At 61.7% G+C, this 25,304-nt stretch carries 20 protein-coding genes; 9 read left to right on the top strand and 11 right to left on the bottom strand.

Going from position 1 to position 25,304, the window contains the following annotated elements; translation table 11 throughout:
* The first annotated feature begins 153 nt into the window (after nucleotides 1-153).
* Nucleotides 154-1,608 carry a cardiolipin synthase gene (gene cls / locus JJB74_RS08240; RefSeq protein WP_234484028.1) on the top strand — a complete coding sequence of 485 codons (1,455 nt, stop codon included), beginning with the start codon at nucleotides 154-156 and terminating at the stop codon, nucleotides 1,606-1,608.
* A 100-nt stretch (nucleotides 1,609-1,708) separates the two neighbouring features.
* Here the strand turns inward: cls and serA are convergent, their stop codons facing one another.
* Nucleotides 1,709-2,932, bottom strand: coding sequence for a phosphoglycerate dehydrogenase (serA, locus tag JJB74_RS08235; protein WP_200591321.1), 1,224 nt, complete (start codon nucleotides 2,930-2,932; stop codon nucleotides 1,709-1,711).
* 104 nt (nucleotides 2,933-3,036) lie between these two features.
* Between serA and JJB74_RS08230 the strand changes: the two genes are divergently transcribed.
* Both JJB74_RS08230 and JJB74_RS08225 read left to right on the top strand, forming a co-directional pair.
* On the top strand, nucleotides 3,037-3,822 hold the full coding sequence (locus tag JJB74_RS08230; RefSeq protein WP_200591320.1) for a ferredoxin--NADP reductase: 786 nt from the start codon (nucleotides 3,037-3,039) through the stop codon (nucleotides 3,820-3,822).
* 99 nt (nucleotides 3,823-3,921) lie between these two features.
* Nucleotides 3,922-5,034: a zinc-binding metallopeptidase family protein gene (locus tag JJB74_RS08225; protein ID WP_200591319.1), complete on the top strand. Its 1,113-nt coding sequence runs from the start codon at nucleotides 3,922-3,924 to the stop codon at nucleotides 5,032-5,034.
* Nucleotides 5,035-5,244: 210 nt separating this feature from the next.
* On the opposite strand, the gene JJB74_RS08220 is transcribed toward JJB74_RS08225, so the two are convergent.
* The 9 genes from JJB74_RS08220 to JJB74_RS08180 all read right to left on the bottom strand — a co-directional run bounded on the left by JJB74_RS08220 (nucleotide 5,245) and on the right by JJB74_RS08180 (nucleotide 16,270).
* A complete protein-coding gene (locus JJB74_RS08220; protein WP_200591318.1) occupies nucleotides 5,245-7,323 on the bottom strand; it encodes a 3-hydroxyacyl-CoA dehydrogenase NAD-binding domain-containing protein in 2,079 nt (692 codons plus the stop codon).
* Between the two features lie 252 nt (nucleotides 7,324-7,575).
* Nucleotides 7,576-8,817, bottom strand: a complete 1,242-nt coding sequence (locus tag JJB74_RS08215) for a branched-chain amino acid ABC transporter substrate-binding protein (protein ID WP_200591317.1) — start codon at nucleotides 8,815-8,817, stop codon at nucleotides 7,576-7,578.
* Nucleotides 8,818-8,991: 174 nt separating this feature from the next.
* Nucleotides 8,992-9,684: an ABC transporter ATP-binding protein gene (locus JJB74_RS08210; RefSeq protein ID WP_200591402.1), complete on the bottom strand. Its 693-nt coding sequence runs from the start codon at nucleotides 9,682-9,684 to the stop codon at nucleotides 8,992-8,994.
* Nucleotides 9,685-9,695: 11 nt separating this feature from the next.
* Nucleotides 9,696-10,457, bottom strand: a complete 762-nt coding sequence (locus tag JJB74_RS08205) for an ABC transporter ATP-binding protein (RefSeq protein WP_200591316.1) — start codon at nucleotides 10,455-10,457, stop codon at nucleotides 9,696-9,698.
* Entirely contained in the window at nucleotides 10,454-11,764 is a 1,311-nt protein-coding gene (locus JJB74_RS08200) for a branched-chain amino acid ABC transporter permease (RefSeq protein WP_234484027.1), read from the bottom strand. Before JJB74_RS08200 ends, JJB74_RS08205 begins: the two co-directional genes overlap by 4 nt.
* Nucleotides 11,761-12,708: a branched-chain amino acid ABC transporter permease gene (locus JJB74_RS08195; RefSeq protein WP_200591315.1), complete on the bottom strand. Its 948-nt coding sequence runs from the start codon at nucleotides 12,706-12,708 to the stop codon at nucleotides 11,761-11,763. Before JJB74_RS08195 ends, JJB74_RS08200 begins: the two co-directional genes overlap by 4 nt.
* 316 nt (nucleotides 12,709-13,024) lie before the next feature.
* Nucleotides 13,025-14,689 carry a 3-(methylthio)propionyl-CoA ligase gene (locus tag JJB74_RS08190; protein WP_200591314.1) on the bottom strand — a complete coding sequence of 555 codons (1,665 nt, stop codon included), beginning with the start codon at nucleotides 14,687-14,689 and terminating at the stop codon, nucleotides 13,025-13,027.
* 113 nt (nucleotides 14,690-14,802) lie between these two features.
* Nucleotides 14,803-15,378 (bottom strand): HD domain-containing protein, encoded by a 576-nt coding sequence (locus JJB74_RS08185; protein WP_200591313.1) that lies wholly within the window; start codon nucleotides 15,376-15,378, stop codon nucleotides 14,803-14,805.
* A gap of 115 nt (nucleotides 15,379-15,493) precedes the next feature.
* Nucleotides 15,494-16,270 (bottom strand): class II aldolase/adducin family protein, encoded by a 777-nt coding sequence (locus JJB74_RS08180; protein ID WP_200591312.1) that lies wholly within the window; start codon nucleotides 16,268-16,270, stop codon nucleotides 15,494-15,496.
* Between the two features lie 113 nt (nucleotides 16,271-16,383).
* On the opposite strand from JJB74_RS08180, the gene JJB74_RS08175 reads away from it, so the two are divergent.
* The 6 genes from JJB74_RS08175 to JJB74_RS08150 all read left to right on the top strand — a co-directional run bounded on the left by JJB74_RS08175 (nucleotide 16,384) and on the right by JJB74_RS08150 (nucleotide 20,892).
* Nucleotides 16,384-17,184, top strand: a complete 801-nt coding sequence (locus JJB74_RS08175; protein WP_200591311.1) for a Crp/Fnr family transcriptional regulator — start codon at nucleotides 16,384-16,386, stop codon at nucleotides 17,182-17,184.
* 11 nt (nucleotides 17,185-17,195) lie between these two features.
* Nucleotides 17,196-18,701, top strand: a complete 1,506-nt coding sequence (locus JJB74_RS08170; RefSeq protein WP_200591310.1) for a protein adenylyltransferase SelO — start codon at nucleotides 17,196-17,198, stop codon at nucleotides 18,699-18,701.
* A 32-nt stretch (nucleotides 18,702-18,733) separates the two neighbouring features.
* Nucleotides 18,734-19,138 carry a peptide-methionine (R)-S-oxide reductase MsrB gene (gene msrB / locus JJB74_RS08165; RefSeq protein WP_200591309.1) on the top strand — a complete coding sequence of 135 codons (405 nt, stop codon included), beginning with the start codon at nucleotides 18,734-18,736 and terminating at the stop codon, nucleotides 19,136-19,138.
* Nucleotides 19,139-19,147: 9 nt separating this feature from the next.
* Nucleotides 19,148-19,768, top strand: a complete 621-nt coding sequence (locus tag JJB74_RS08160; protein ID WP_200591308.1) for a septation protein A — start codon at nucleotides 19,148-19,150, stop codon at nucleotides 19,766-19,768.
* On the top strand, nucleotides 19,765-20,052 hold the full coding sequence (locus JJB74_RS08155) for a BolA family protein (RefSeq protein ID WP_200591307.1): 288 nt from the start codon (nucleotides 19,765-19,767) through the stop codon (nucleotides 20,050-20,052). The genes JJB74_RS08160 and JJB74_RS08155 overlap by 4 nt, the downstream gene beginning before the upstream one ends.
* Before the next feature lie 63 nt (nucleotides 20,053-20,115).
* Nucleotides 20,116-20,892, top strand: a complete 777-nt coding sequence (locus JJB74_RS08150; protein WP_200591306.1) for a peptidylprolyl isomerase — start codon at nucleotides 20,116-20,118, stop codon at nucleotides 20,890-20,892.
* Nucleotides 20,893-21,059: 167 nt separating this feature from the next.
* Here the strand turns inward: JJB74_RS08150 and purL are convergent, their stop codons facing one another.
* Nucleotides 21,060-25,082 carry a phosphoribosylformylglycinamidine synthase gene (gene purL / locus JJB74_RS08145; RefSeq protein ID WP_200591305.1) on the bottom strand — a complete coding sequence of 1,341 codons (4,023 nt, stop codon included), beginning with the start codon at nucleotides 25,080-25,082 and terminating at the stop codon, nucleotides 21,060-21,062.
* Between the last annotated feature and the right edge of the window lie 222 nt (nucleotides 25,083-25,304).

The raw sequence follows: 25,304 nt of genomic DNA, 5'->3' as shown, positions 1-25,304 counted from the left end.
CGCACAATTAAACGTTAATCGTTACTTTTTTGCATGCCGGTGCGGCTCATCCGCTTGCGCGAACCGTGTTCCGCCGGAAACGCCCGATGCTAATCTTTTCTCCACCCGGAAAGAAGCCGCCTCAAACCATGTGCGGCAGAGATGGAGAAAAAAATGAAAGCAGTAAATGGCCACCTGCGGGCGACGCCAGCCGGAAAGCCCTCGGATGTGCCGGTTTTCCATCGCTTCATGCGACTTTTCCTCTTGTTGCAATGGATGGCGCTGGTCGCGGCGCTGAACGGTTGCGCCAGCCTGCCCGATGTGCGGGATCTGGCAAAGGAACTGGATCCCGACCCGGTGCCCACCGTGGCGACGGCCAACGGCGAATTGCCGCCGGCCAAAGTGGAGTCTCTGCTCTCGCAACGGCTGCACGGCGCAAAGAAAACCGACCTGAAGCAACTTGCCGCGCTCGAAGAGGCTGCAACCGGCAGTCCGCTCATCGCCGGCAACAAGGTGACGCTGCTGTTCGACGGCCCGCGCACGATCAGCGCAATGATGGAAGCCATTGCCGGCGCAAGAGACCATGTCAATCTCGAGACCTACATCTTCGACGACGACGAGGTCGGCAAGAAATTTGCCGACCTGCTGATGGCGAAGCAACGCGCAGGCGTGCAGGTGAACATCCTGTACGACAGTCTCGGTTCAATGGATACGCCGCGAAAATTCTTTGAACACCTGCGTTCAGCCGGCATCAATATCGTCGAATTCAATCCGGTGAACCCGGTACGCAATCCAAAACACTGGCATTTGAACAACCGGGATCATCGCAAGATCCTGATCGTCGACGGCAAGATCGGCTTCACCGGCGGCGTCAATATCTCCGCGGATTATTCGCACAGCTCGCTGTTCCGCTCGGGTTCGCGCGCGCGACGCGGCCAGCAGCTCGGCTGGCGCGACACTCACATCCGCGTCGAGGGCCCGGCGGTTGCCGAGTTGCAGCTGCTGTTCATGAGCAATTGGGCCGGCCAGGAAAAGGAAGCGCTGCCCGATCTTGATTACTTTCCGCCCCTGAAACCCGTGGGCGACAAGGTGATGCGCATCATTGCCAGCAAGCCGAATGGCAACTTCGCGATCTACAAGGCCTTCGTGCTCGCGATGCAGCAATCGCAGGCCTCGATTCACATTACCAATGCCTATTTCGCTCCGGACGTGCAGATGCTGGAAGCGCTGAAGGCGGCGGCAGGGCGCGGCGTCGATGTAAAAATCATCTTTCCCGCCAAGTCCGACGTCGGTCTGAGCTTTTATGCCGGGCGCTCGTTCTATACCGAACTGCTGCACGCCGGCATCCACGTGTATGAATTGCAGGGCTCGGTGCTGCATGCGAAGACCTCGGTCATTGACAGCGCCTGGTCCACGATCGGCTCTGCCAATCTCGACATGCGCAGCTTCCTGCTGAACAGCGAAGTCACGGCGGTCGTGCTGGACAAGGAATTCGGCCTGAGCATGGAATCAGCGTTTCGCGAAGACCTGAGCCATTCGCAGGAAATCCTGCTCGATGAATGGCAGCAGCGCGGCGTGCTGGAACGCATCAAGGAAAGCGGCGCGCGCAGCCTCGATTATTTTTTGTGACGTAGGTTGGGCTGACAAGCCCAACGAGTGTCCGCACGGGCTTGACTTCCACGTTGGGCTTGTCAGCCCAACCTACGCGATTGCGGGCCGTCCGTCCCGATCAAACCATGTTGCAGCGTATCGCCGCGCTATCGCTGCACAGCTTCTTCATCAGCTCCGGGCTGATCGGTGAATCGACGTCAGTGATCGCATAGCCGAGCGCGCCCTTGGTTTGCAGATGCTGGGCCACGATATTCAGGCCACCCTCGGCAAACAGCGCGTTCATGCGCGCGATCACGCCGGGTTCGTTGCGATGCACATGCAGAATCCGGCTCAGGACTTCCTTGGCCTGGTGTGCAACTTCCGGGAAATTCACCGCCGAACGCGTGGTGCCGGCGGCGAGGAAGCGGGCCAGCTTGTCCGATACTTCGCGGCCGATGTTTTCCTGCGCTTCCTCGGTGCTGCCGCCGATATGCGGCGTCAGGATCACGTTCTCCAGGCCCCGCAGCGGCGTGATGAACTCTTCCTTCTCGCTTTTCGGCTCGGTCGGATACACATCCAGCGCCGCGCCGGCCAGCCTGCCTTCGCGCAGCGACGCGTTCAGTGCATCGATATCGACCACGCCGCCACGCGACGCATTGATCAGCACCGCGGACGGCTTCATCAAACCGATGCGTTCGCCATTGAGCAGATTCACCGTGGTTGGTCCGCCCGGCACATGCAGCGTGATCACATCGGCGCTGCGCAGCAGTTCTTCCAGCGGCAGCGGCTTCGCATTACCGAGCGGCAGCTTGCTCTCCGGATCGTAATAGCAGACCCGCATGCCAACGCTTTCGGCCAGGATGCCGACCTGCGCGCCGATGTTGCCGTAGCCAATGATGCCCAGCGTCTTGTTGCGCACCTCATAGGCGCCCTGCGCGCTCTTGTCCCACCGGCCGGCATGCGAGCGCGCATTCTTCTCGGGAATGCGCCGCAGCAGCAGGATCGCTTCGGCAATCACCAGCTCGGCCACCGAACGGGTATTCGAATACGGCGCATTGAATACCGGAATGCCCATCGCAGCCGCGGTGTTGAGATCGACCTGGTTGGTGCCGATGCAGAAGCAGCCGATGGTGCGCAGCTTCGGCAGCGCGCGCAGCACCTCGCCGGTCAGGTGGGTATTGGAGCGGATGCCGACCGCGGCCGCATCAGACAGCGTCTCGATCAATTCTGGGCCGGACAGCGCGCGCGGCACCTGGACGATATTCTCGAAGCCTTGCGCGCGCAGATTCTCAACGGCGCTGGCATGGATCTTTTCCAGCAGGACGATCTTGTTCATGTTGCTTGGGTTGCTCGGATTGCTCATGGGGCCTTTCCTTCCTTTGCTTGCGCTGAGGGTGTTCCGGATTTTATGGCAGAATCGCCACTCTCAAGGGATGGACCACCAATTTTGAAAACGGTTTAATCAGCATGAATGCAGCAATCGAGAGCAAGGCCACCCGCGAGACTGTCACTGACATCCGTCGCTGGAACGAGCGGCTCATCACCTTCCGCATCACCCGACCGGCCGGCTACAGCTTCGTTCCCGGCCAGTATTCACGGCTCGGCCTTGCCGGCGAAGACGGCGCCATGATCTGGCGCGCTTATTCGATCACTTCCGGCCCCGATGAAGACACGCTTGAGTACTACGGCATCATCGTGCCCAACGGCCTGTTCACTACGCAGATGGATAAGCTCAAGGTGGGCGACGAAGTGTGGCTCGAAAAGAACCTGTATGGCTTCATGACCGCCGACCGCTTCACCGATGGCAATGAACTCTGGATGCTTGCCACCGGCACCGGCATCGGCCCCTTCATTTCCATCCTGCGCGATCCTGCAGCCTGGCAGCGCTTTTCCCGTTTGGTGCTGGTGCATGGCGTGCGCCACGCGGAAGAGCTTTCCTATGCCGACGAATTGCGCGCACTGCGCGATGCGCCGCCGGCCGGTGCCAAAGCAGAGCTCACGCTGCTGCAGGCGGTGAGCCGCGAAGCTGCTGCAGACCATGCGCAGCGCCTGCATGGCCGCATCACGACGCTGCTGGAGAATGGCGAGCTCGAGCGCGCCGCCGGCCTGCCGCTGACACTGGACCACAGCCGCATCATGCTCTGCGGGAATCCGGACATGATCGAAGACACGCGCAAGCTGCTGCATGCGCGCGGCATGCGTCCCTGCCGCCGCATGAAGCCTGGCCATTTCGTTACCGAGAACTATTGGTAGACCGCAGGAAGGCACGCCATCAATGCCGTGCCGCAAAGCAGGAACGTTTTCCGCCTTGACAGCTCTACCGAGCTGCACAGGCTTTTCGGCTTACCCGATATGAAGACCTTCCACTGCGACAAATGCGGCCTGCAGGTGTTTTTTGAGAACGTGCGTTGCGAGCGCTGCGGTGGCATGCTCGGCTACCAGCCGGAACATCGCGCCATCAGCACCTTCGAAGCCGCCGGCAACGATCTGTGGCGCAGCCTGAACCCGGTCAACGCCGGCCGCCTGTACCGGCAATGCGCAAACTACGCGCGCGAGCATGTGTGCAACTGGATGATTCCGGCCCAAGCCGAAAACGACCTCTGCGCTTCCTGCCAGCTCACCCATACGATCCCGATGCTCACCGAGCAGAACCGGGTCTACTGGCAGCGTCTCGAAGCGTCCAAGCGCCGGCTGCTGTACACGCTATGGGACCTGAAGCTGCAGCCCATGCCGAAGGTCGACGCTCCCGACACCGGACTGGCCTTCGAATTCCTGCAGGACTTGCCGACGAAGCGCGTGATGACCGGGCATGCGAACGGCATCATCACGCTCAACATCGCCGAAGCGGATCCTGCGCATCGCGAAAGAACGCGCGAGCAGATGCACGAGCCCTACCGCACTCTGCTTGGCCACTTTCGGCATGAAAGCGGCCACTACTACTTCGACCGACTGATCGCCGACACGTCCTGGATAACGCGTTTCCGCGAGCTGTTCGGCGACGAGCGCGGCGACTATGGCGAAGCGCTTCAGCGGCATTACAACGAAGGTCCGCCGCTCGACTGGAACAGCCGCTACATCACTACCTATGCCAGTTCGCATCCATGGGAAGACTGGGCCGAGAGCTGGGCGCATTATCTGCACGTGATTGACACCATCGATACCGCCTTCGCCTGCGGCATGACGCTGAATCCGAAGAAGGCGGGTGAGCCGCGGATGGTGATCGAGCACCGGCCGGTGCGCATCGACTCCTTCGCGGAATTGATGGATAACTGGTTCGCGCTGTCCTATGTGCTCAACAGCCTGAACCGCAGCGTCGGCATGCCGGATGCCTATCCGTTCACGCTATCGACACCAGTGCTGGAAAAGCTCGGTTTCATCCATGAAGTGATCCTGCAACATCGCGCGCAACAGCCGCTGGACGAGCATGAAGCCGCGCTCGAAAGCGGCCCCGGCCTGGCAGACTGATCCGCGCCGCCGGTCCGCCGAACTCCAGCCTCAAGTGGCCGAAGGCATTGGGAAGTCGTGCTTGCCCGCGGCTGGCCGCGCTTTCTGCAAGTTCGGGTTGCAACGCGCTGCACTTTTCGATAGTTGCAAATTCACCTAAGGCGCATGGCCGAAAAAAAGCCCGCGCAACATGCGCGGGCTTTGCGTAGCAGGCCTTGCGACCGCTTGAGATCAGTTGAAGGTCTTGCCTTCCGCGGCCAGGCGCGCCAGCAGGGGCGCCGGCTTCCACGCTTCGCCATGGCGGCCGCGCGCATACTTCTCCATCGCCATCACGACGTTCGGCAGGCCGACGGTATCGGCATAGAACATCGGGCCGCCGCGGAATACCGGGAAACCGTAGCCGGTCAGATAGACCATGTCGATGTCTGAAGCGCGCAGCGCGATGCCCTCTTCCAGAATCTTTGCGCCCTCGTTCACCAGCGCAAACACCAGGCGTTCGACGATCTCTTCATCGCTGATCTTGCGGCGCTCGATGCCGAGGTCGGCCGAGTGCTTGATGATCATGTCGTTGACGAGTTGCGACGGATACGGCTTGCGGTCGCCCGGCTTGTAGTCATACCAGCCGGCCGATGTCTTCTGGCCATAACGACCCATCTCGCACAGCAGATCCGCAGTCTTCGAATAAGTGATGTCCGGCTTCTCGACATAGCGGCGCTTGCGGATTGCCCAGCCGATATCGTTGCCGGCCAAATCGCCCATGCGGAACGGGCCCATGGCAAAGCCGAACTTCTCGACGGCCTTGTCGACCTGCTCCGGCGTGCAGCCCTCTTCCAGCAGGAAACCGGCCTGGCGGCTGTATTGCTCGATCATGCGGTTGCCGATGAAGCCATCGCACACGCCCGACACCACGCCGACCTTCTTGATCTTCTTGGACAGCGCCATCGAAGTGGCCAGCACATCCTTGCCGGTCTTCTCGCCGCGCACGATTTCCAGCAGGCGCATCACATTTGCCGGGCTGAAGAAATGCAGGCCAATCACGTCCTGCGGACGCTTGGTGAAGGAAGCGATCTTGTCGACGTTCAGCGTCGACGTGTTCGACGCCAGGATCGCGCCCGGCTTCATCACTTCGTCGAGCCGCTTGAACACGGTTTCCTTGACGCCCATTTCCTCGAACACGGCTTCGACCACGATGTCGGCCTGGCCGATGTCTTCATAGTTGAGCGTAGAAGTGATCAGGCCCAGACGCTGGTCGAACTTCTCCTGCGTCAGCTTGCCCTTCTTCATCGTGTTTTCGTAGTTCTTGCGGATCGTCGCCAGGCCGCGGTCCAGCGCTTCCTGCTTCATTTCCAGGATCTTGACCGGGATGCCGGCATTGGCGAAGTTCATCGCAATGCCGCCGCCCATGGTGCCGGCGCCGATCACGGCGGCGCTCTTGATCTCGCGCATCGGCGTGTCGGCCGGCACATCGGGAATCTTGCTCGCGGCGCGCTCGGCGAAGAAGGCATGGCGCAGCGATTTCGATTCCGGCGTCTGCACCAGTTCCAGGAACAGTTCGCGCTCGGTCTTGATGCCTTCGTCAAACTTCTGGGTGACCGCGGCGGCCACCGCTTCCACGCACTTCAGCGGCGCCGGGTACGGGCCCGCCATCGCTTTCACGGTATTGCGCGAGAACTGCAGGAAGCCTTCGTAATTCGGGTAGTCGATCTTGATATCGCGCACTTTCGGCAGCGGACGCGCATCGGCGACGCGGTTGGCAAAGGCGATCGCGCCTTCCATCAGGTCGCCGTCGATCATCTGGTCGAACAGCTTGGTTTTGGCCAGCTTTTCCGACATCACCGGCGTGCCCGAAACGATCATGTTCAGCGCCATTTCCAGGCCAACCACGCGCGGCAGGCGCTGCGTGCCACCGGCGCCGGGCAGGATGCCGAGCTTGACTTCCGGCAGCGCGATCTGCGCGCCCGGCACGGCAACGCGGTAATGGCAGCCCAGCGCCAGTTCCAGGCCGCCGCCCATGGCCACGCTGTGGATGGCCGCAACGACCGGCTTCTCGGAGCTTTCAACGACGCGGATCACGCTGTGCAGCGTCGGCTCGGCAAAGGCTTCGGGCTTGTTGAATTCGCGGATGTCGGCGCCGCCGGAAAAGGCCTTGCCGGCGCCGGTGATCACGATTGCCTTGACTGCGTCATCGGCGAGGGCCTTCTTCATGCCGTCAACGATGCCGGCACGGGTTGAATGACCCAGCCCATTGACCGGAGGATTCGTGAGGGTAATGACGGCAACCGCGCCATTGACTTTGTATTCGGCAGTCATGTCTCTTCCTTTAAATGTTGATGCCCGTATTGGTGCCTTCGTTGAATCTTGTTTGATGCTTGTTTGATGCCTGTGCGCATTGATACGGCTTTTGTATCGTTATAAAAAACACAGTGCCAAACTATACCGCAGAAAAGAACGATCGTATTATTTCGGACGAAAAAAAATAGCGGCGCCCGCAAGGCTTCCGGGCACCGCCAAGGCCGTCCGCGCCATACCGCGCGCGGACGCTCCGCTCACTGTTGCCGCTGCTTATTGCGCCGGACGTTTCATCTGGCAGGAGGTCGGCTGCGAAGCGACGTAGGAGTCAATCTTCTGGTCGGTACGCCAGCCGTAGCCGGTGTTCTCCTGATCGTATTTCACGTCCTTGCCATTGACCTTGACCCAGGTCGCGATATACAGCGGCTGCTGCAGCTGATGGTCGGTCTTGCGCATCTCGGTATCGCCGTTCAGGCTCTTGACCTTCATGCCTTCCATGGCGAAGCCAACCTTCACCGGGTCGGTGGACTTCGCCTGGTTGAAGGCCTGCGACAGCATTTTCAGGCCGGTATAAGTGGCCATTGTGTAGTAGTCGTCGTTGTACTTTTTCTTGAAGCCATCGACGATCTCATGGCCGACAAAACCTTCATTGTTCGCATTCCAGTAGCCGACGTATTTGACGCGGTCCGCGCCGGACGGACCCATCGCGGTCGGCACGCCGGTGGTGGACGCATAGTAGGTGTAGAAATCGGCCTTCAGATCCGCATCCTTGGCGGCCTTGATCAACAGCGCCAGGTCGGCGCCCCAGTTGCCGGTGATGACGGTATCGGCGCCGGAAGCCTTGATCTTGGCAATGTACGGCGAGAAATCCTTCACCTGCCCGATCGGATGCAGATCATCGCCAACGATCTGCACATCCGGACGCTTGCGCTTCAGATATTCCTTGGCCGCGCGCGTTACCTGGTGACCGAAGGAATAGTTCTGGCCGATGATGTAGACCTTCTTGATGTCCGGCTTCTTCGCCATGAAGCTGGTCATTGCTTCCATCTTCATGTCCGAGTTGGCATCGATGCGGTATTGCCAGAAGCTGCACTTGCTGTTGGTCATGTCCGGGTCCACGGCCGCGTAGTTGATGTACACGACTTCCTTGCCGGGGTTGCGCTGGTTGTGCTTATTGATCGCGTCCAGCAGCGCCATGCCGGCGGCCGAGCCGTTGCCCTGGATGACGTAGCGATAGCCCTGATCGATGGCTGCCTGCAGCTGCGTCAGGCTTTCCTGCGGGCTGGCCTTGTTATCGAAGCCGACAATCTCAAAGGTGTTACCCGGCGACCATTTGTCCTTGTTGGCGATATCGGCGATGTACTGCCAGCTGTGCAGGATATTCGTGCCAACCGGCGCGAACGGACCGGACAGCGGGTCGATGAAAGCCATCTTCACGTTTTCGGCCTGCGCGAAATGCGGCAGGCAGGCAAGAGTGAGCGATGCGAGTGCGAGCGAGCGAAGCTTGAAAGCCATGTTTATCTCCTTCTGTTTGATTTGACTACCACTACCCTCCGGTTGCCCAAGCGCTCTGCGGCGCGAAGGCGCACGACCCTGATGCATCCATGAATCCATGTGTAGGTTGGGCTGGCAAGCCCAACATCGACATCGGTGGCCCGCGGATATGCACGTTGGGCTTTCCAGCCCAACCTACACCTCCAGCCATTCCTTCCTGATCGCCTCATTGGCGCGCAGCTCCGCCGGCGTGCCTTCGAACACGATCGCGCCGTGTCCCATCACATACACCCGCTGCGAGATCTCCAGCGCGATCGCCAGCTTCTGCTCGACCAGCAGCACCGAGATGCCGCGGCTCTTCAACGTGTTCAGATATTCGGCAACCAAGTCGACGATCTTCGGCGCCAGCCCTTCGGTCGGCTCGTCGATCATGATCAGGTCCGGGTCGCCCATCAGCGTGCGGCACAGAGTCAGCATCTGCTGCTCGCCGCCCGAAAGCACGCCGGCGGCGGTATTGCGGCGTTCTTCCAGCCGCGGAAACATGCGGTACATGTCGGCAAGCGTCCAGCGCGAACGTTTCCCCTTCTTCTCGCCGAGCAGCAAGTTCTGCTCAACCGTCAGCGTCGGGAAGATGTCGCGATTCTCCGGCACATAGCCCAGGCCCTTCCAGGCGATGCGAAACGCTTTCTCCCCGAGGATCTGTTCCCCCTTGAAGCGTATCGACCCGGTCGCCGTTACCTGTCCCATTGCCGCCTTCACCGTGGTCGAACGGCCCACGCCGTTGCGGCCCAGCAGGCTGACGATCTCGCCCTCGCCCACATGCATGTCCACGCCATGCAGCACATGGCTCTTGCCGTAGTAGGCATGCAGATCGGCTATCTCCAGCATTGCGCTCATTCCTATGCCTCCACCGGCGCATGGCCGCCAAGATATGCTTCCTGCACCCGCGCATTGGCGCGGATATTGGCCGGTGTGTCGCAGGCGATCACTTCGCCATAGACCACCACCGCGATCTTGTCGGCCAGGCCGAACACCACGCTCATGTCATGCTCGACCATCAGGAGGGTCTTGCCCTCGGTCACGCGGCGGATCAACTCCACCGCATGGTCCGATTCCGAGCGGCTCATGCCCGCGGTCGGCTCATCCAGCAGGATCACCTCGGCGCCGCCGGCGATGGTGACGCCGATCTCCAGCGCACGCTGCTCGGCATAGGTTAATAGTCCCGCCGCGACGTCGCGCCGGCGCCGCAGACCAATCTGCTCGAGCACCATCTCGGCGCGCTCGTGCGCATCGCGCAGGCCGTTGAGCCGCTGCCAGAACGAATAGCGATAGCCGAGCGACCAGAGCACCGCACAACGCAGGTTTTCATACACCGACAGCCGATGGAAGATGTTGGTGATCTGGAAGCTGCGCGACAGCCCGCGCCGATTGATCTCGAAAGGCTTCAGGCCATTGATGCTCGCGCCATTCAACAGGATATCGCCGGAAGAGACGCCGAAGCGTCCCGAGATCAGGTTAAACAGCGTGGACTTGCCGGCGCCGTTGGGCCCGATGATCGCGTAGCGCTGGCCCTTCGGCACCTGCAGGTTCGCACCGCGTATGATCTCGGCGCGGCCGAAGGCCTTCCTGACATCCTTCAACTCGACCGCAAGCTCGCTCATGCTCCCTCCTTGCGCAGCTGTTCCTCGATTTCGATATTGGCGCCATCCCAGGCATGCCGGAATATCGGCTTGATGCGCCAGAACAGCAGCGCGCCGATGGCGGCCAGCGCGAAGGCGACGATCCATGGCAGCGCCGCCGAGGTATCGATGACCTGGCCGAAGCGCTGCATCTGCGGACCATTGGCCGCGTTCAGGGTCAGGTGATACAGCATCTCGACCATCATCACGACGCCCAGGCAAACCAGCAGCGTTGCGCCGACCATCCCCGCCATAGACCGCCACACGCGATGAAAACGGTGATACTTCAGCAGGCGCACATTCATCATGAGGATGCTGGCCACCCCGCCCGGCGCATACATCACGATCACGATGAAGAACACGCCCAGGTACAGTTGCCAGGCCTTGGTGAAGTCGGACAGCAGCACCGTGAGGAACACACCGATTACCGCGCCGATCAGGGGGCCGAAGAAGAAGCCGATGCCACCGATGAAGGTGAACAGCAGGATCGCGCCGGAGCGGATCGCGCTGACGTTCTCGGCGGTGACGATCTCGAAGTTGATCGCCGCGAGCCCGCCCGAGATGCCGGCGAAGAAGGCCGAGAGGATGACCACCATGTAGCGCACCCAGTGGGTGTCGTAGCCGATGAACTCGACCCGCTCGGGATTGTCGCGCACCGCGTTGATGATACGGCCCAGCGGCGTCTGCGTGAACGCATACATGCCGACGGTGGCGATGAAGAGCCAGAAGGCGATCAGGTAATAGACCTGGATCTGCGGACCATAAGAGATGCCCATTACCGGCGCGCCGATGACGCGGTTGGTCGAGATACCGCCTTCACCGCCGAAGAAGTCAGGGAACATCAGCGAGCAGGCCGAGACCAGTTCGACGATGCCCAGCGTGATCATCGAAAAGGTTGTGCCTGACTTCTTTGTAATGACGTAACCGAACAGTACGCCGAAGAGCATGCCGAATATGCCGCCGACCAGAGGGATCAACGTGACCGGCAGGGCGAACTGGCCGGCCGTAACCATGTTCATCGCATGGATGGCGAAGTAGGCGCCGAGGCCAGAGTACACCGCGTGGCCAAAGGACAGCATGCCGCCCTGTCCAAGAAGCATGTTGTAGGAAAGGCCGAAGATCATCACCGTGCCCATCTGACACAACAGCGATAGCGACGCGCCCTTGTTGAAGACCAGCGGCGCGACAATCAGCAGCAGCGCAAACAGGGACCAGATCAGCCAGCGCCCGAGATTGAAGGGCTGGAACTTCACGCTGCTGCGGGTAGCGGTATTCATCACTTCCATCATCCCTCCCTCGTACCCATCAGGCCGCGCGGCCGGAAGATCAAGATCAACACCAGGAACAGGTAAGGCAGGATGGGCGCGGTCTGCGAGATCGTCAGCCCGAGCAGCGAGTACCCTGGCGTGCCTGGACCGATGGCCATGCCGATCGCGTTGAACACGCTGGCCATCGAATAATCCAGCGCCACCGCGAAGGTCTGGATGATGCCGATCAGCAGCGAAGCCACCAGCGCGCCGACCAGCGAGCCCATGCCGCCCACCACGACGACCACGAAGATGATGCTGCCCACGGTGGCAGCCATGCCGGGCTCGGTGACGAAGGCATTGCCGCCGATGACGCCGGCAAGGCCAGCCAGCGCGCAACCGCCGCCGAAGACCAGCATGAACACCCGCGGCACATTGTGGCCAAGCGCCTCGACCGCATCCGGATGCGTCAGCGCCGCCTGGATCACCAGCCCGATGCGGGTCTTGGTCAGCATCAGGTAGATGGACACGAGCATCAGCAGCGCAATCAGCATCATGAAGCCGCGGTAGATCGGAAAGGTCGTGGTGAAGAGCGTGAACAGCGGACCTTCAAGCGACGGCGGCACCTGGTAATTCACCGCCGCCCTGCCCCAGACCAGCTGCACCAGCTCGACGATGACATAGGAAAGTCCGAAGGTGAACAGCAGCTCGGGAATGTGCCCGTATTTATGGACCGAGCGCAGACCGTAGCGCTCGATCACGGCGCCGACCGCGCCCACCAGCAATGGCGCTACGACCAGCGCCGGCCAGAAGCCGATCTTGGCGCTGATGGTGTACGCGAAGTAGGCGCCCAGCATGTAAAAGCTGGCATGCGCGAAGTTCAGCACTCCCATCATGCTGAAGATCAGCGTCAGCCCCGAAGACAGCATGAACAGCAGAAGCCCGTAAGCCAGGCCGTTGAGCAGGGTGATAAGCGTGAATTCCACCGACTGTTTCCCTTTCCGTGTGCGACTTCATCGATGACGCCATGCGGATCGCAAGGCGTTCATGGACGCGCCATTTGCACAAGGTGCGGAAATGACGCGCGGCTGGCTGAGAGTCTGTGCGGCGGCGGTCGGGAAGATTGCAGTGGAACTGGACGGCCGCCGCCGGGGTCATGGCCTCATGAAGCGAAGCGCATGCTGCGACGCGTTCGCGTCGGCATGGCGGGGTGCGCGTAGGTGCTCATGTTGTCTCCGTGTATTGATAGTTTTTGTGAAACGACTATATCGGCGCCCTGCATGCTTGTAAAGCGCCAATGGATTATGCGGAAGCAGCCGCACCCGGAAGCACATGATCCTTGAAGGTTTCGCGTATGCGGTTCTTCAATATCTTGCCGGTGGCGCCTATCGGCAGCGCATCGATGAAGGCCACGTCGTCCGGCGTCCACCATTTCGCGATCTTGCCTTCATAGAAGGCCAGCAGTTCCTCGCGACTGACATCCATGCCGGGACGCCGCACCACGACCAGCAGCGGCCGCTCATCCCACTTCGGATGGAACACGCCGATGCAGGCCGCCTGCAGCACGGCCGGATGCGCCATCGCTATGTTTTCCAGATCGATCGAGCCTATCCATTCGCCGCCGGACTTGATGACGTCCTTGCTGCGGTCGGTGATCTGCATGTAGCCATCGGCATCGATGGTGGCCACGTCGCCGGTCGGGAACCAGCCATCCTCGAGCACGTTGCCGCCCTCGTTCTTGAAGTAGCTGTTGATGATCCACGGCCCCTTCACCAGCAGGTTGCCGTAGGTCTTGCCATCCCAGGGCAATTCGTCTCCGGCGTCGTCGACGATCTTCATGTCCACGCCAAAGATCACATGGCCCTGCTTTTCCAGCAGCGCCTGTTGCTGCTCATGCGGCAGCGTCATGTGATGCGACTGTAGCGTGCAGGTAGTGCCCAGCGGCGACATCTCAGTCATGCCCCAGGCATGCACGACTTCGACGCCGTATTTGTCGTTGAGCGTCTTCATCATCGCCGGCGGGCAGGCCGAGCCGCCGATGACGGTGCGCTTGAAACTGGAAAACTTCAGGTTGTTCTGCGCCACGTGGTTCAGCAGGCCGAGCCAGACCGTGGGCACGCCGGCGGAGAAGGTCACGCCTTCGGCTTCGAACAGCTCGTAGAGCGACTTGCCATCCAGCGCCGGGCCGGGGAAGACCAGCTTCGCGCCGGTCAGCGGCACCGAATACGGCAGGCCCCAGGCGTTCACATGGAACATCGGTACTACCGGCAGCACGGTGTCGCGCGAAGAAACGTTCAGCGCATCCGGCATCGCGGACGCATAGGAATGCAGCAGGGTCGAGCGATGCGAATACAGCGCGCCCTTCGGATTGCCGGTGGTGCCTGAGGTGTAGCACAGGCTGGAAGCGGAATCTTCGTCGAACTGCGGCCAGTCGTAGTCCGGGCTTGCGGCTTCAACCAGATCTTCGTAGCACATCAGGTTCGGGATCTTGCTGCCGGCCGGCATGCGGTCGCGGTCGGACAGGAGGATGAAGCCCTTGATGGTCTTGCACTGCGATGCCACGGCTTCGATCAGCGGCAGGAAAGTCAGTTCGAACAGCAGGTACTGGTCTTCCGCGTGATTGGCGATGTAGGCGATCTGGTCGGGATGCAGCCGCGGATTCATCGTATGCAGCACCGCGCCCGAGCCAGAAACTGCGTAATACGCTTCGAGGTGGCGGTAGCCATTCCATGCCAGCGTGGCGACCCGGTCGCCCATCTTCACGCCAAGGTCCTTCAGCGCATTGGCCAGCTGGCGCGCGCGGCGGTGGCAGTCGCGGTAGGTATAGCGGTGTATGTCGCCCTCGACCCGGCGCGACACGATTTCGTTGTTGCCGAAGTAGCGGTCGGCATGCCGGATGATGTTCGAGATGAGCAGGGGCTGGCTCATCATCTGGCCCATGACCGGGCTCCTCGGGTATTCCTGCATTGCCTGTCTCCTGAATATTGGTTGTTTCAAAGGCAACCAATTCTGTACGGTCGTGCTATACCGGTCAACGACTTTCGACGTTGCGCCGCACAATCAGAAGACAGGCACCCCTTCTATTCGGAGTCAGCGCGATAAATCGAGTTTTTTGGCTTGGCCATTACGCGCCGCAACATCGGTTCGAAGAACGACAACGGCAGGGTGTCGTAGTCGGGGTCGAAGGCCGGCGCATCGTATTTCTCGCAGAACTCCAGCGTGCGTTCGTAGACTGGCTGTCCTTCGAAGGCATCACGCAGGTTGCGATTCAGGCCCAGGTGGTGGAAGAAGTAATAGCCCTGGAAGATGCCATGCTTTTCCACCATCTCATGGTTTTCACGGCTGACGAAGGGCTTAAGGATTGCAGCCGCAATGTCCGGGTGGTTGTAGCTGCCGAGGGTGTCGCCGATGTCGTGCAGCAGCGCGCAGATCACGTATTCCTCATCCTTGCCGTCGCGATGCGCGCGGGTCGCGGTCTGCAGGCTGTGCGTGAGCCGGTCCACCGGGAAGCCGCCGCAATCCCCTTCGAGCACGCGCAGATGCGCCAGCACGCGGTCGGGCAGCGCCGCCGAATAGGCGCGGAATTCGCGACCAATGATGCTCCAGTCTTCCGCGGTACCGTCCTGCATGTCGCGGAAGGTGGCTTTCTGTTCCATATGGTCTCCTCTCGTTTGTCCGTAGGGTGGGCGCAGCCCACGCGGTATGGTCTCGTAAGGTTGGTCAACCATACGCGTGTGCTTCGCCTACCCTACACATCTATTACGCGCTCACTCAGTCCCGCCAGGTCGGATCCTGGCGATCCAGCCGGCGCAGCAGGCCTGGCCATGCCAGCATGCCGCCCTGCGATTTCGTTGCCACTTTCGATTGCCGTTTCGCGCCATCGACGATGGCTTGCGGAATCGTAATCAGCTCGTTGCCGCCGGCCTGCGCGCGGATCTGTATCGTGCAGGCGGCTTCGAAGATATACATGTTGAGGAAGGCGTCGGCGATGGTCTTGCCCACGGTCAGCAGGCCATGGTTGCGCAGCATCAGGTAGGTCTTGTCGCCGAGGTCGGCCACCAGGCGCGGCTTTTCTTCCTCGTTCAGCGCCACGCCTTCATAGCCGTGATAGCCGAGGCTGGAAAGCACGAAGATCGATTGCTGCGACACCGGCAGCACGCCGCCCTTCTGCGCCGACACCGCCACGCCGTTCAGGCTGTGCGTGTGCATCACGCAGAGCGCGTCGTGGCGCACCGCGTGCACGGCCGAGTGAATGGTGAAGCCGGCCGGATTCACCGGGTATGGCGAGTCGTCGAGCTTGTTGCCATTGATGTCGATCTTCACCAGCGAGGATGCGGTGATCTCGTCGAACATCAGGCCATACGGATTGATGAGGAACTGGTCCTCGGTGCCGGGCACGCGCGCGGTGATGTGGGTGAACACCAGGTCGCTCCAGCCGAAGTCGGCCACCAGGCGATAACAGGCCGCGAGGTCCTGCCTGACCTGCCATTCTTCCGCCGATACGCGATCCCGCATCGAGGGAAACGCCAGCTTTTCGGGTGCGTTCATCTTGTCTGTCTCCTATCTCTGTCAAAATACGGCCGCGGCTTTGCCGACTGCGGTCTCTGCACCGGAGTATCTCCACATCGAGAGCCGCCAACTGTCAACTCTTTAACATTTGCATGCCGCAACCGGATAAGTCCGCCATCGACAAGACTGCGCTGCTGCGCGAGTCCTGGCTCGCCAACCTGCCTGACGAGGTCATCAGGGAAGCCGCCGCCTGCGGCTCGCTGCGCCGTTATGAGGATGGCGAGCTGGTCCATGCGCGTGGCGATGCGCCCGACGGCTTCTACACCATCGCCAGCGGCTCGGTACGGTTTTCCCGGGCCACTGTCGATGGGCATACCACCACGCTGTCGGTGATGGAGCGGCCGAACTGGTTCGGTGAGATATCGATGTTCGATGGCTTGCCGCGCACCCATGATGGCCATGCCGCCGGCCCGACTGTGCTGCTGTTTCATGCGCGCACCGATTTCCAGCGCCTGCTGATGCGTCATCCCGCGATCTACGAGCGCTTCACGCGCATGCTGGCGCTGCGACTGCGCGCCACTTTCGATCTGGTCGAGGAAGCCGCTGTCGCGCCGCTGGCGCTGCGCCTGGCGCGGCGCTTGCTGGAACTGGCGCAACTGCAGCCTTCGCTGATGTCCGGCGCCATCTTTCCACAGGGCCGCGAAGTGCCGCTTACGCAGGAAGAGCTTGGCCATCTGCTGGGGAAGTCGCGCCAGAGTATCGCCAAGCAATTGCGCTTGTGGGAGACGGAAGGCCTGGTGCAGACCAAGTACGGTCGCGTCTTCATCGAGCAGCCGGCGGCGCTGGCCGCCATCGCCTATCCGGACCGGCATGATGCGCGCAGCGCACGAAAGGCGGCGCGCGTGGTCTCACTGGCAAGCGCCGGCAACGAAGCCGGCAATCGCAAGCAATAAGGACAAACTGAATGAATGCACCGGAACGCGCAGCCCACGGGCTGCTGATCGATGAGCTGCGGCTGGATAACGGCTTCGCAGCCATGCCTGCCGCCTATTACACGCGACTGCAGCCCACTCCCCTGTCGAAGCCTTACCTGGTGTGCGGCAGCGCCGAGGCGGCACGGCTGATCGGACTGGATCCCGCGCAGTTCGCCGAGCCGGCCTTCATCGATGCCTTCACCGGCAACAGCCTGCTGCCGCAATCGCAGCCGCTGGCCGCGGTGTATTCCGGGCATCAGTTTGGCGTCTGGGCCGGGCAGCTCGGCGATGGCCGGGCCATCCTGCTCGGCGATGCCGAAGCAACAGGCTCGGCAGCACCAGGCCGGCTGGAGTTGCAGTTGAAAGGCGCCGGCATGACGCCGTATTCGCGCATGGGCGACGGCCGCGCGGTGCTGCGCTCGTCGATACGGGAATTCCTGTGCTCGGAAGCAATGGCCGCGCTCGGCATCCCAACGTCACGCGCGCTGTGCGTGACGGGTTCGGATGCGCGCGTGCTGCGCGAGACGCCGGAAACCGCCGCGGTGGCCACGCGCATGGCGCCATCCTTTGTGCGCTTCGGTTCCTTCGAGCACTGGTTCTATCACAACCGGCACGACGAACTCAAAGCGCTTGCCGACCATGTCCTCGATCGCTGCTATCCGGAATTGCGCGAGGCAGCGCAGCCGTACAAGGCGCTGCTGATCGAAGTCACGCACCGTACCGCGGAGCTGATGGCGCATTGGCAGGCGGTTGGCTTCATGCACGGCGTAATGAATACCGACAACATGTCCATCCTAGGCATCACGCTGGACTACGGACCTTTCGGCTTCATGGAAGCGTTCAACCCTGGCCATATCTGCAATCACACCGACCAGGGCGGCCGGTATGCGTATGCGATGCAACCGCGCATCGGGCAATGGAATTGCTTCGCGCTCGGGCAGGCGATGCTGCCGCTGATTGGCGATGTCGAAGAGACCAAGGCAGCGCTTTCCGGTTATCAGGCCGCGCATGACGCGAAGTTCGATGCCTTGATGCATGAGAAGCTCGGCCTGCAATCGATGGCGGACGGCGATGTCGCTCTGATCGACAGAATGTTCGCGATCATGGCCGAGAGCCACGTCGACTTCACGCTGTTCTTTCGCCGCCTCGGCGATTTGCGCATCGACGAGCCTGCAAGGGATGAGCCGTTGCGCGATCTGTTCATCGACAGGGCCGCCTTTGATGACTGGGCGGTACAATACCGCGCCCGCCTGCGCCAGGAAAGCAGTAACGATGTGCAACGGCGGCTTGCAATGCATGCAAAGAACCCCAAGTATGTGCTTCGCAACTACCTGGCGCAGGTCGCCATCGAGCGGGCGCAGAAGAAGGACTTTTCCGAAGTGCAGAAACTGGCCGGGATCCTGTCCCGGCCTTTTGATGAGCAGCCGGAGCATGATGCCTACGCAGCGCTGCCGCCGGACTGGGCAAGCGAACTTGAGGTCAGTTGCTCGTCGTGAGCGACGCCTCATCCAATGCGGGAGATGAAACCATGAGCAAGGACAAAGTCGTCAAGACCGACGCCGAATGGCGCGCGATGCTTGACCCGATGGAATACCAGGTCACCCGCCATGCCGCCACCGAGCGCGCCTTCACCGGCCGCTTCTGGGATCACCATGAGCATGGGATCTATACCTGCGTGTGCTGCGGCACGCCGCTGTTCGAGTCGGATGCGAAGTTCGAGTCCGGCTGCGGCTGGCCCAGCTATTTCCGCGCGCTGAACCCGGAAAACGTGAGCGAGCGCGTCGACCGCAGCCACGGCATGGTGCGCACCGAGATCCTGTGCAATGTCTGCGATGCGCATCTCGGGCATGTGTTTCCGGATGGCCCGCCGCCGACCGGCCTGCGCTATTGCATCAACTCGGCCGCGCTGCGCTTCGACCCGCAACCGGAATAAGGACCGCGCATGAAGTTCCTGTTCGACATGTTCCCGGTCATCCTGTTCTTCGGGGTGTTCAAATGGGGCGAAAGCCATGGCGATGCGGCGCAGTCGCTGGTCGGCACCTATCTGTCGGGGCTGGTTTCCGGCGGCCACGTCACTGCCGACCAGGCGCCGATACTGATCGCCACCGCAGTGGCCATCGTCGCCACCATCGCACAGATCGTTTATCTGCTGGCACGCCGGCGCAAGGTCGATGCAATGCTGTGGGTGTCGCTGGCGATCATCGTTGTCTTTGGTGGTGCAACCATCTACTTCCACAACGACACCTTCATCAAGTGGAAGCCCACGGTGCTGTACTGGGTCTTCGCGGTGGCGCTGGCCGGCGGGCAGCTGCTCATGCGCAAGAACCCGATTCGCATGATGATGGGCCACCAGGTCGATCTGCCCGATGCGGTCTGGGACAAGCTGAACATGGCCTGGGCCGGCTTCTTCGCCGCAATGGGTGTGCTCAATCTGTATGTGGCCTTCAACTTCTCCACCTCGGCCTGGGTCAATTTCAAGATGTTCGGCTCGATCGGCCTGATGATTGCCTTCGTGGTCGCGCAATCGATGGTGTTGTCGAAATACATGAAGGATGCAGGATGAACGACCGTGTGCAGCAAATCCGGGCCCGCCTGCAGGCCGGCCTCGATACGATCGAATGCGTGGTGGAGGATGAATCCGCGCTGCATGCCGGCCATGCCGGCGCGGCTTCCGGAGGTGGACATTACCGCGTTCGTCTCGTATCCTCGCGCTTCGAAGCGCAGAACCGCGTGATGCGTCATAGGCTCGTGTATGATTGCCTGCGCGACATGATGCAGCAGGACATCCATGCACTCGCCATCGTTGCCCTGACTCCCGCCGAAGCCGACGCCGGAACGGATCAATAGGCGCCCGGTCGTCACCAACACTGTTTTCAATAACATCGTTACCCGTAACTTCTAGGAAAAGACATGACCTTAAAACCCGCTCGCCTGCTCGTTCTTCTTTTCGCAACCGCCGCCCTGCCCGCCATGGCGCAGAACCTGGCAGTCGTGAATGGCAAGCCGGTGCCGTCTTCCCGTGCCGATGCGATGGTCAAGCAAATGGCCGCACAGGGCCAGCAGGACACGCCGCAGCTGCGTTCCATGGTCAAGGAAGAATTGATCAACCGCGAAATCCTGATGCAGGAAGCCGACCGCCTGGGCCTGGCGCAAAGCGCGGACGTGAAGAACCAGCTCGAGATGGCCCGCCAGGCGATCGTGATTCGCGCGCTGGTCGCCGACTACGTGAAGAAGAACCCGGTCAGCGAAGCTGACATGAAGGCCGAGTACGACAAGTACAAGGCGCAGGCTGGTGACAAGGAATACCATGCCCGCCACATCCTGGTGGACAAGGAAGAAGACGCGAAAGCCATCATCGCCAAGCTGAAGGGCGGCGCGAAGTTCGAGGACCTGGCCAAGCAGTCGAAGGACCCGGGTTCCGCTTCCAAGGGCGGCGAACTCGACTGGGCTTCCCCGAATTCCTTCGTGAAACCCTTCTCCGACGCGATGGTCGGTCTGCAGAAAGGCCAGATCACCGAGACTCCGGTGCATACCCAGTTCGGCTACCACGTCATCAAGCTGGAAGACGTGCGCCCGGCCAAGGTGCCGAGCTATGAAGAAGTCAAGCCGCAGATCGCCGAAGCGCTGCAGCAGCAGAAGCTGCAGGCGTATCAGCAGGAACTGCGCAAGAAGGCGAAGATCCAGTAATCGCCACGGGCACCAAAGAAGAAGCGCTCCTTGTGAGCGCTTTTTTATTGCCCGGCCCGGGTCGGAATATCGGTGGGTAAGCTGTAGGGTGGGTGCTGCCCACGCGGCTCATTGCGGTACGAACAACGCGTGGGCTTGCGCCCACCCTACGATACGTTCCTGCTTCTTTATCCCACCCACACACGCGCATTGCGGAACATGCGCATCCATGGCGAATCCTCACCCCAGCCATCCGGATGCCAGGACTGCTGCACCGTGCGGAACACACGCTCCGCATGCGGCATCAGCACCGTGAAGCGGCCGTCGGGTGTGGTTACCGAGGTGATGCCCTGCGGCGAGCCGTTCGGATTGAACGGATACGTCTCGGTCGGCGTGCCACCGTTATCGACGAAGCGCATTGCGACGAGCGCTTCATCGCGCTTGCCGGTCTGTGAGAAGTCCGCAAAGCCTTCACCATGCGCAACCGCGATCGGCGCGCGGGTGCCGGCCATGCCGGCGAAGAAGATCGATGGGCTATCGGCGACTTCCACCATCGCAAAGCGCGCTTCGAATTGCTCGGACTTGTTGCGGGTGAACTTCGGCCATGCATGCGCACCCGGAATGATGGATTTCAGATTGCTCATCATCTGGCAGCCGTTGCAGATGCCCAGCGCAAAGGTGTCCGGCCGGTTGAAATACAGCGTGAAGGCTTCGGCCAGCTTCGCATTGAACAGGATGGTCTTGGCCCAGCCTTCGCCGGCGCCAAGCACGTCGCCATAGGAAAAGCCGCCGACCGCGATCAGGCCCTTGAAATCATCCAGCCGCGCACGGCCCGCGATCAGATCGCTCATGTGCACGTCGACCGCTTCAAAGCCGGCCTTGTGCATCGCATACGCGGTCTCGATCTGCGAATTGACGCCCTGCTCGCGCAGGATGGCCACGCGCGGCCGTGCGCCGCTGGCAATGAACGGCGCAGCGACATCCTGCTGCGGATCGAAGCTCAGATGCGGCGTGATGCCGGGATCCTTCGCATCGAGAATGCGCTCGTATTCGGCGTCAGCGCAGGCAGGGTTGTCGCGCAGGCGCGCGATGCGCCAACTCGTTTCGCTCCAGGCGCGCTGCAGCTCGATGCGCGGCGTGTTGTAGATCACCTTGGCGTCGCGAGTGAATTCGATGGCATCGCGCGGATTGGTCTTGCCGATGATATGACTGGCCGCGCCGAGGCCGAATTCACGCAGCACGTTCATGACATCCGAGCGCTCGTCGGCACGCACCTGGATCACCGCGCCGAGTTCCTCGGAAAACAGCGCGCGCAGCGTCATCTCGTTGCGGCGCTCGGCGATCTGCGATGCCCAGTTCTTCGAGTCGCCCCAGTCGCTCGCATGCTCGCCTTCCATGGTCAGGATGTCGAGGTTGACCGAGACGCCGGTGCGGCCCGCGAAAGCCATCTCGGCGAGCGTGACGAACAGGCCACCGTCGGAACGATCGTGATAGGCGAGCAGGCGCTTTTCCGTATTGAGCCGCTGGATTGCGGCGAAGAAGGCTTTCAGGTCCTCGGGTGTATCGACATCCGGCGCGTCATTGCCGATCTGCTGCATGACCTGGGCCAAGGCCGAGCCGCCCATGCGGTTGCGGCCGCGGCCGAGGTCGATCAGGATCAGTGCGGTGTCGCCGAGATCGGTGCGCAGTTGCGGCGTCAGTGCGAGGCGCACATCGTGTACACGCGCGAAGGCCGACACGATCAGCGACACCGGCGAGACCACCGACTTGTCAGCGCCGTCTTCTTCCTTCCAGGTGGTACGCATCGACAGCGAATCCTTGCCGACCGGGATGGAAATGCCCAGCGCCGGGCACAGCTCCATGCCGACCGCCTTGACGGTGTCGAACAGCGCCGCGTCCTGACCGGGCTGGCCGCAGGCGGCCATCCAGTTCGCGGACAGTTTGATGTCGCCAAGCTTTTCGATCGGCGCCGCGGCGATGTTGGTGATCGCCTCGCCCACCGCCATGCGGCCCGAAGCCGGCGCGTCGATGACGGCCAGCGGCGTGCGTTCGCCCATGGCCATCGCTTCGCCGACATAGCCGTCAAAGCTCATCGTCGTCACTGCGCAGTCGGCCACCGGCACCTGCCATGGGCCGACCATCTGGTCGCGCACGGTGTTGCCGCCGACGGTGCGGTCGCCTATGGTGATCAGGAAGGATTTGTCGGCCACCGTCGGCAGGCGCAGCACGCGCAGCGCGGCGTCGGCGAGTTCGATGCCGGTGAGGTCGATTGCGGGAAGCTGCATTGCCACACGCTGCACATCACGATGCATCTTCGGCGGTTTGCCGAGCAGCACATCCATCGGCATGTCTACCGGATAATCGTCGTTCTTCGGATCGAAGACCTTGAGCTGACGTTCTTCGGTCGCATGACCAACGACCGCAAACGGACAGCGTTCGCGCTCGCACAGGTATTGGAACAGCGCCAGGCTTTCCGGCGCGATGGCCAGCACATAGCGCTCCTGCGATTCATTGCTCCAGATCTCGCGCGGCGACATGCCGGATTCTTCCAGCGGCACGCGCCGAAGGTCGAAGATGGCGCCGCGTTTCGCATCGTTGGTGATCTCGGGGAAGGCGTTCGACAGGCCGCCGGCGCCGACATCGTGGATCGACAGGATCGGATTGTCCTCACCCATGGTCCAGCAGGCATTGATGACTTCCTGCGCGCGCCGCTCCATCTCCGGATTGCCGCGCTGCACCGAGTCGAAATCGAGATCCGCGGTATTACTGCCGGTGGCCATCGACGATGCCGCGCTGCCGCCCATGCCGATGCGCATGCCCGGGCCGCCGAGCTGGATCAGCAGGCTGCCGGCCGGCAGCTCTTCCTTCTTCGTGAGCTCGGCCGAGATATTGCCCATGCCGCCGGCGATCATGATCGGCTTGTGGTAGCCCCACACGGTGCCGCCGACGTTCTGCTCGTAGCTGCGGAAATAGCCGCCGAGATTAGGCCGGCCGAATTCATTGTTGAAGGCCGCGCCGCCGAGCGGGCCGTCGACCATGATCTGCAGCGGCGAGGCGATGCGCTCGGGCTTGCCGTGGATGCCGCCCTGCGCATGCGCCTGCCGCTGCGATGACGGCTCGGCGGTGTCGCGGGCGTTTTCCCAGGGCTGCACCGCGTGCGTGATCATCAGGTTCGACACGGTGAAGCCGGTGAGGCCGGCCTTCGGTTTTGCGCCGCGGCCGGTCGCGCCTTCATCGCGGATTTCGCCGCCGGCGCCAGTGGACGCGCCCGGGAACGGCGAGATCGCGGTCGGGTGGTTGTGGGTTTCCACCTTCATCAGGATGTGCGTGGGCTCGACGCTCTCGCCATAGACATTGCCGGCGGCGGCGCCGCGCGGATGAAAGCGCATCACTTTCGCGCCTTCGATCACCGAGGAATTGTCGCTGTAGGCGACGATCGTGCCCTCGGGATGCAGCTGATGGGTATTGCGGATCATCGCGAACAGCGAGCGGTCCTGCTGCTCGCCATCGATGGTCCAGTCGGCATTGAAGATCTTGTGGCGGCAGTGCTCGCTGTTGGCCTGCGCGAACATCATCAGTTCGACATCGGTCGGATTGCGTTTGGCCGCGGTGAAGGCGTTGACCAGGTAATCGATTTCATCATCCGACAGCGCCAGTCCCAGCTCGCTGTTGGCCGCTTCCAGCGCCGCGCGACCGCCACCCATGACATCGACATGCGCCAGCGGCAGCGGCTGCAATTCACGGAACAAGCCGGCGGCATCGTCGGCGCTGCGCAGCACCATCTCGGTCATGCGGTCGTGCAGCGCGGCTGATACCGCTTCCACCGCCGTGCCGGACAGGCGCTTTGCACCGCTGAACAAGCCCGACTTCAGATGCACATGGAAGGAAATGCCGCGCTCGATGCGATGCACCTGCGTCATGCCGCAGTTATGCGCGATATCGGTGGCCTTGCTAGCCCAGGGCGAAATCGTGCCGAAGCGCGGCACCACGACGAACTCCTCGCCGTCAGCTCCGCCAGCAACATCCTCGCCATAGGTCAGGAGCGCCTTGAGACGTCGGACATCGTCATCCGCCAGAGCCTGGCTCGCGTCGATGAAGTGCAGATAGCGTCCGGATATACCTGTGATGGCGGGATCGATGGCCTGGAGTTGAACGAGCAAGCGTTGTGCGCGAAAGGCAGACAGGGCATTCGAGCCCGGCAGGATCAGCATGGCGAAAAGAGAGTTGATGCACAGCGGGAGGGACGGCGTCCGCGGTGCGGGTTCGACGAAAGCGGGATTATACCTTGCCATATCGGACCGGCCTGATGCAGCGCGAGAGCGCTTGCCAAACCGAGCTGCCAGGCGTGCAGCGCGATATCCCGTTTGCAAATCGTGGTGACAGAGGCGCGGGAAACTGGTAGATTTCCGAAGAAATATTTCGCCACTTTTATT

Origin of the sequence: Noviherbaspirillum pedocola, assembly GCF_016632335.1 — a bacterium.
GTDB lineage: Bacteria > Pseudomonadota > Gammaproteobacteria > Burkholderiales > Burkholderiaceae_D > Noviherbaspirillum_A > Noviherbaspirillum_A pedocola.
The sequence above is the reverse complement of the archived record's forward strand: the minus strand, read 5'-3'. Positions and strand labels throughout refer to the sequence as shown.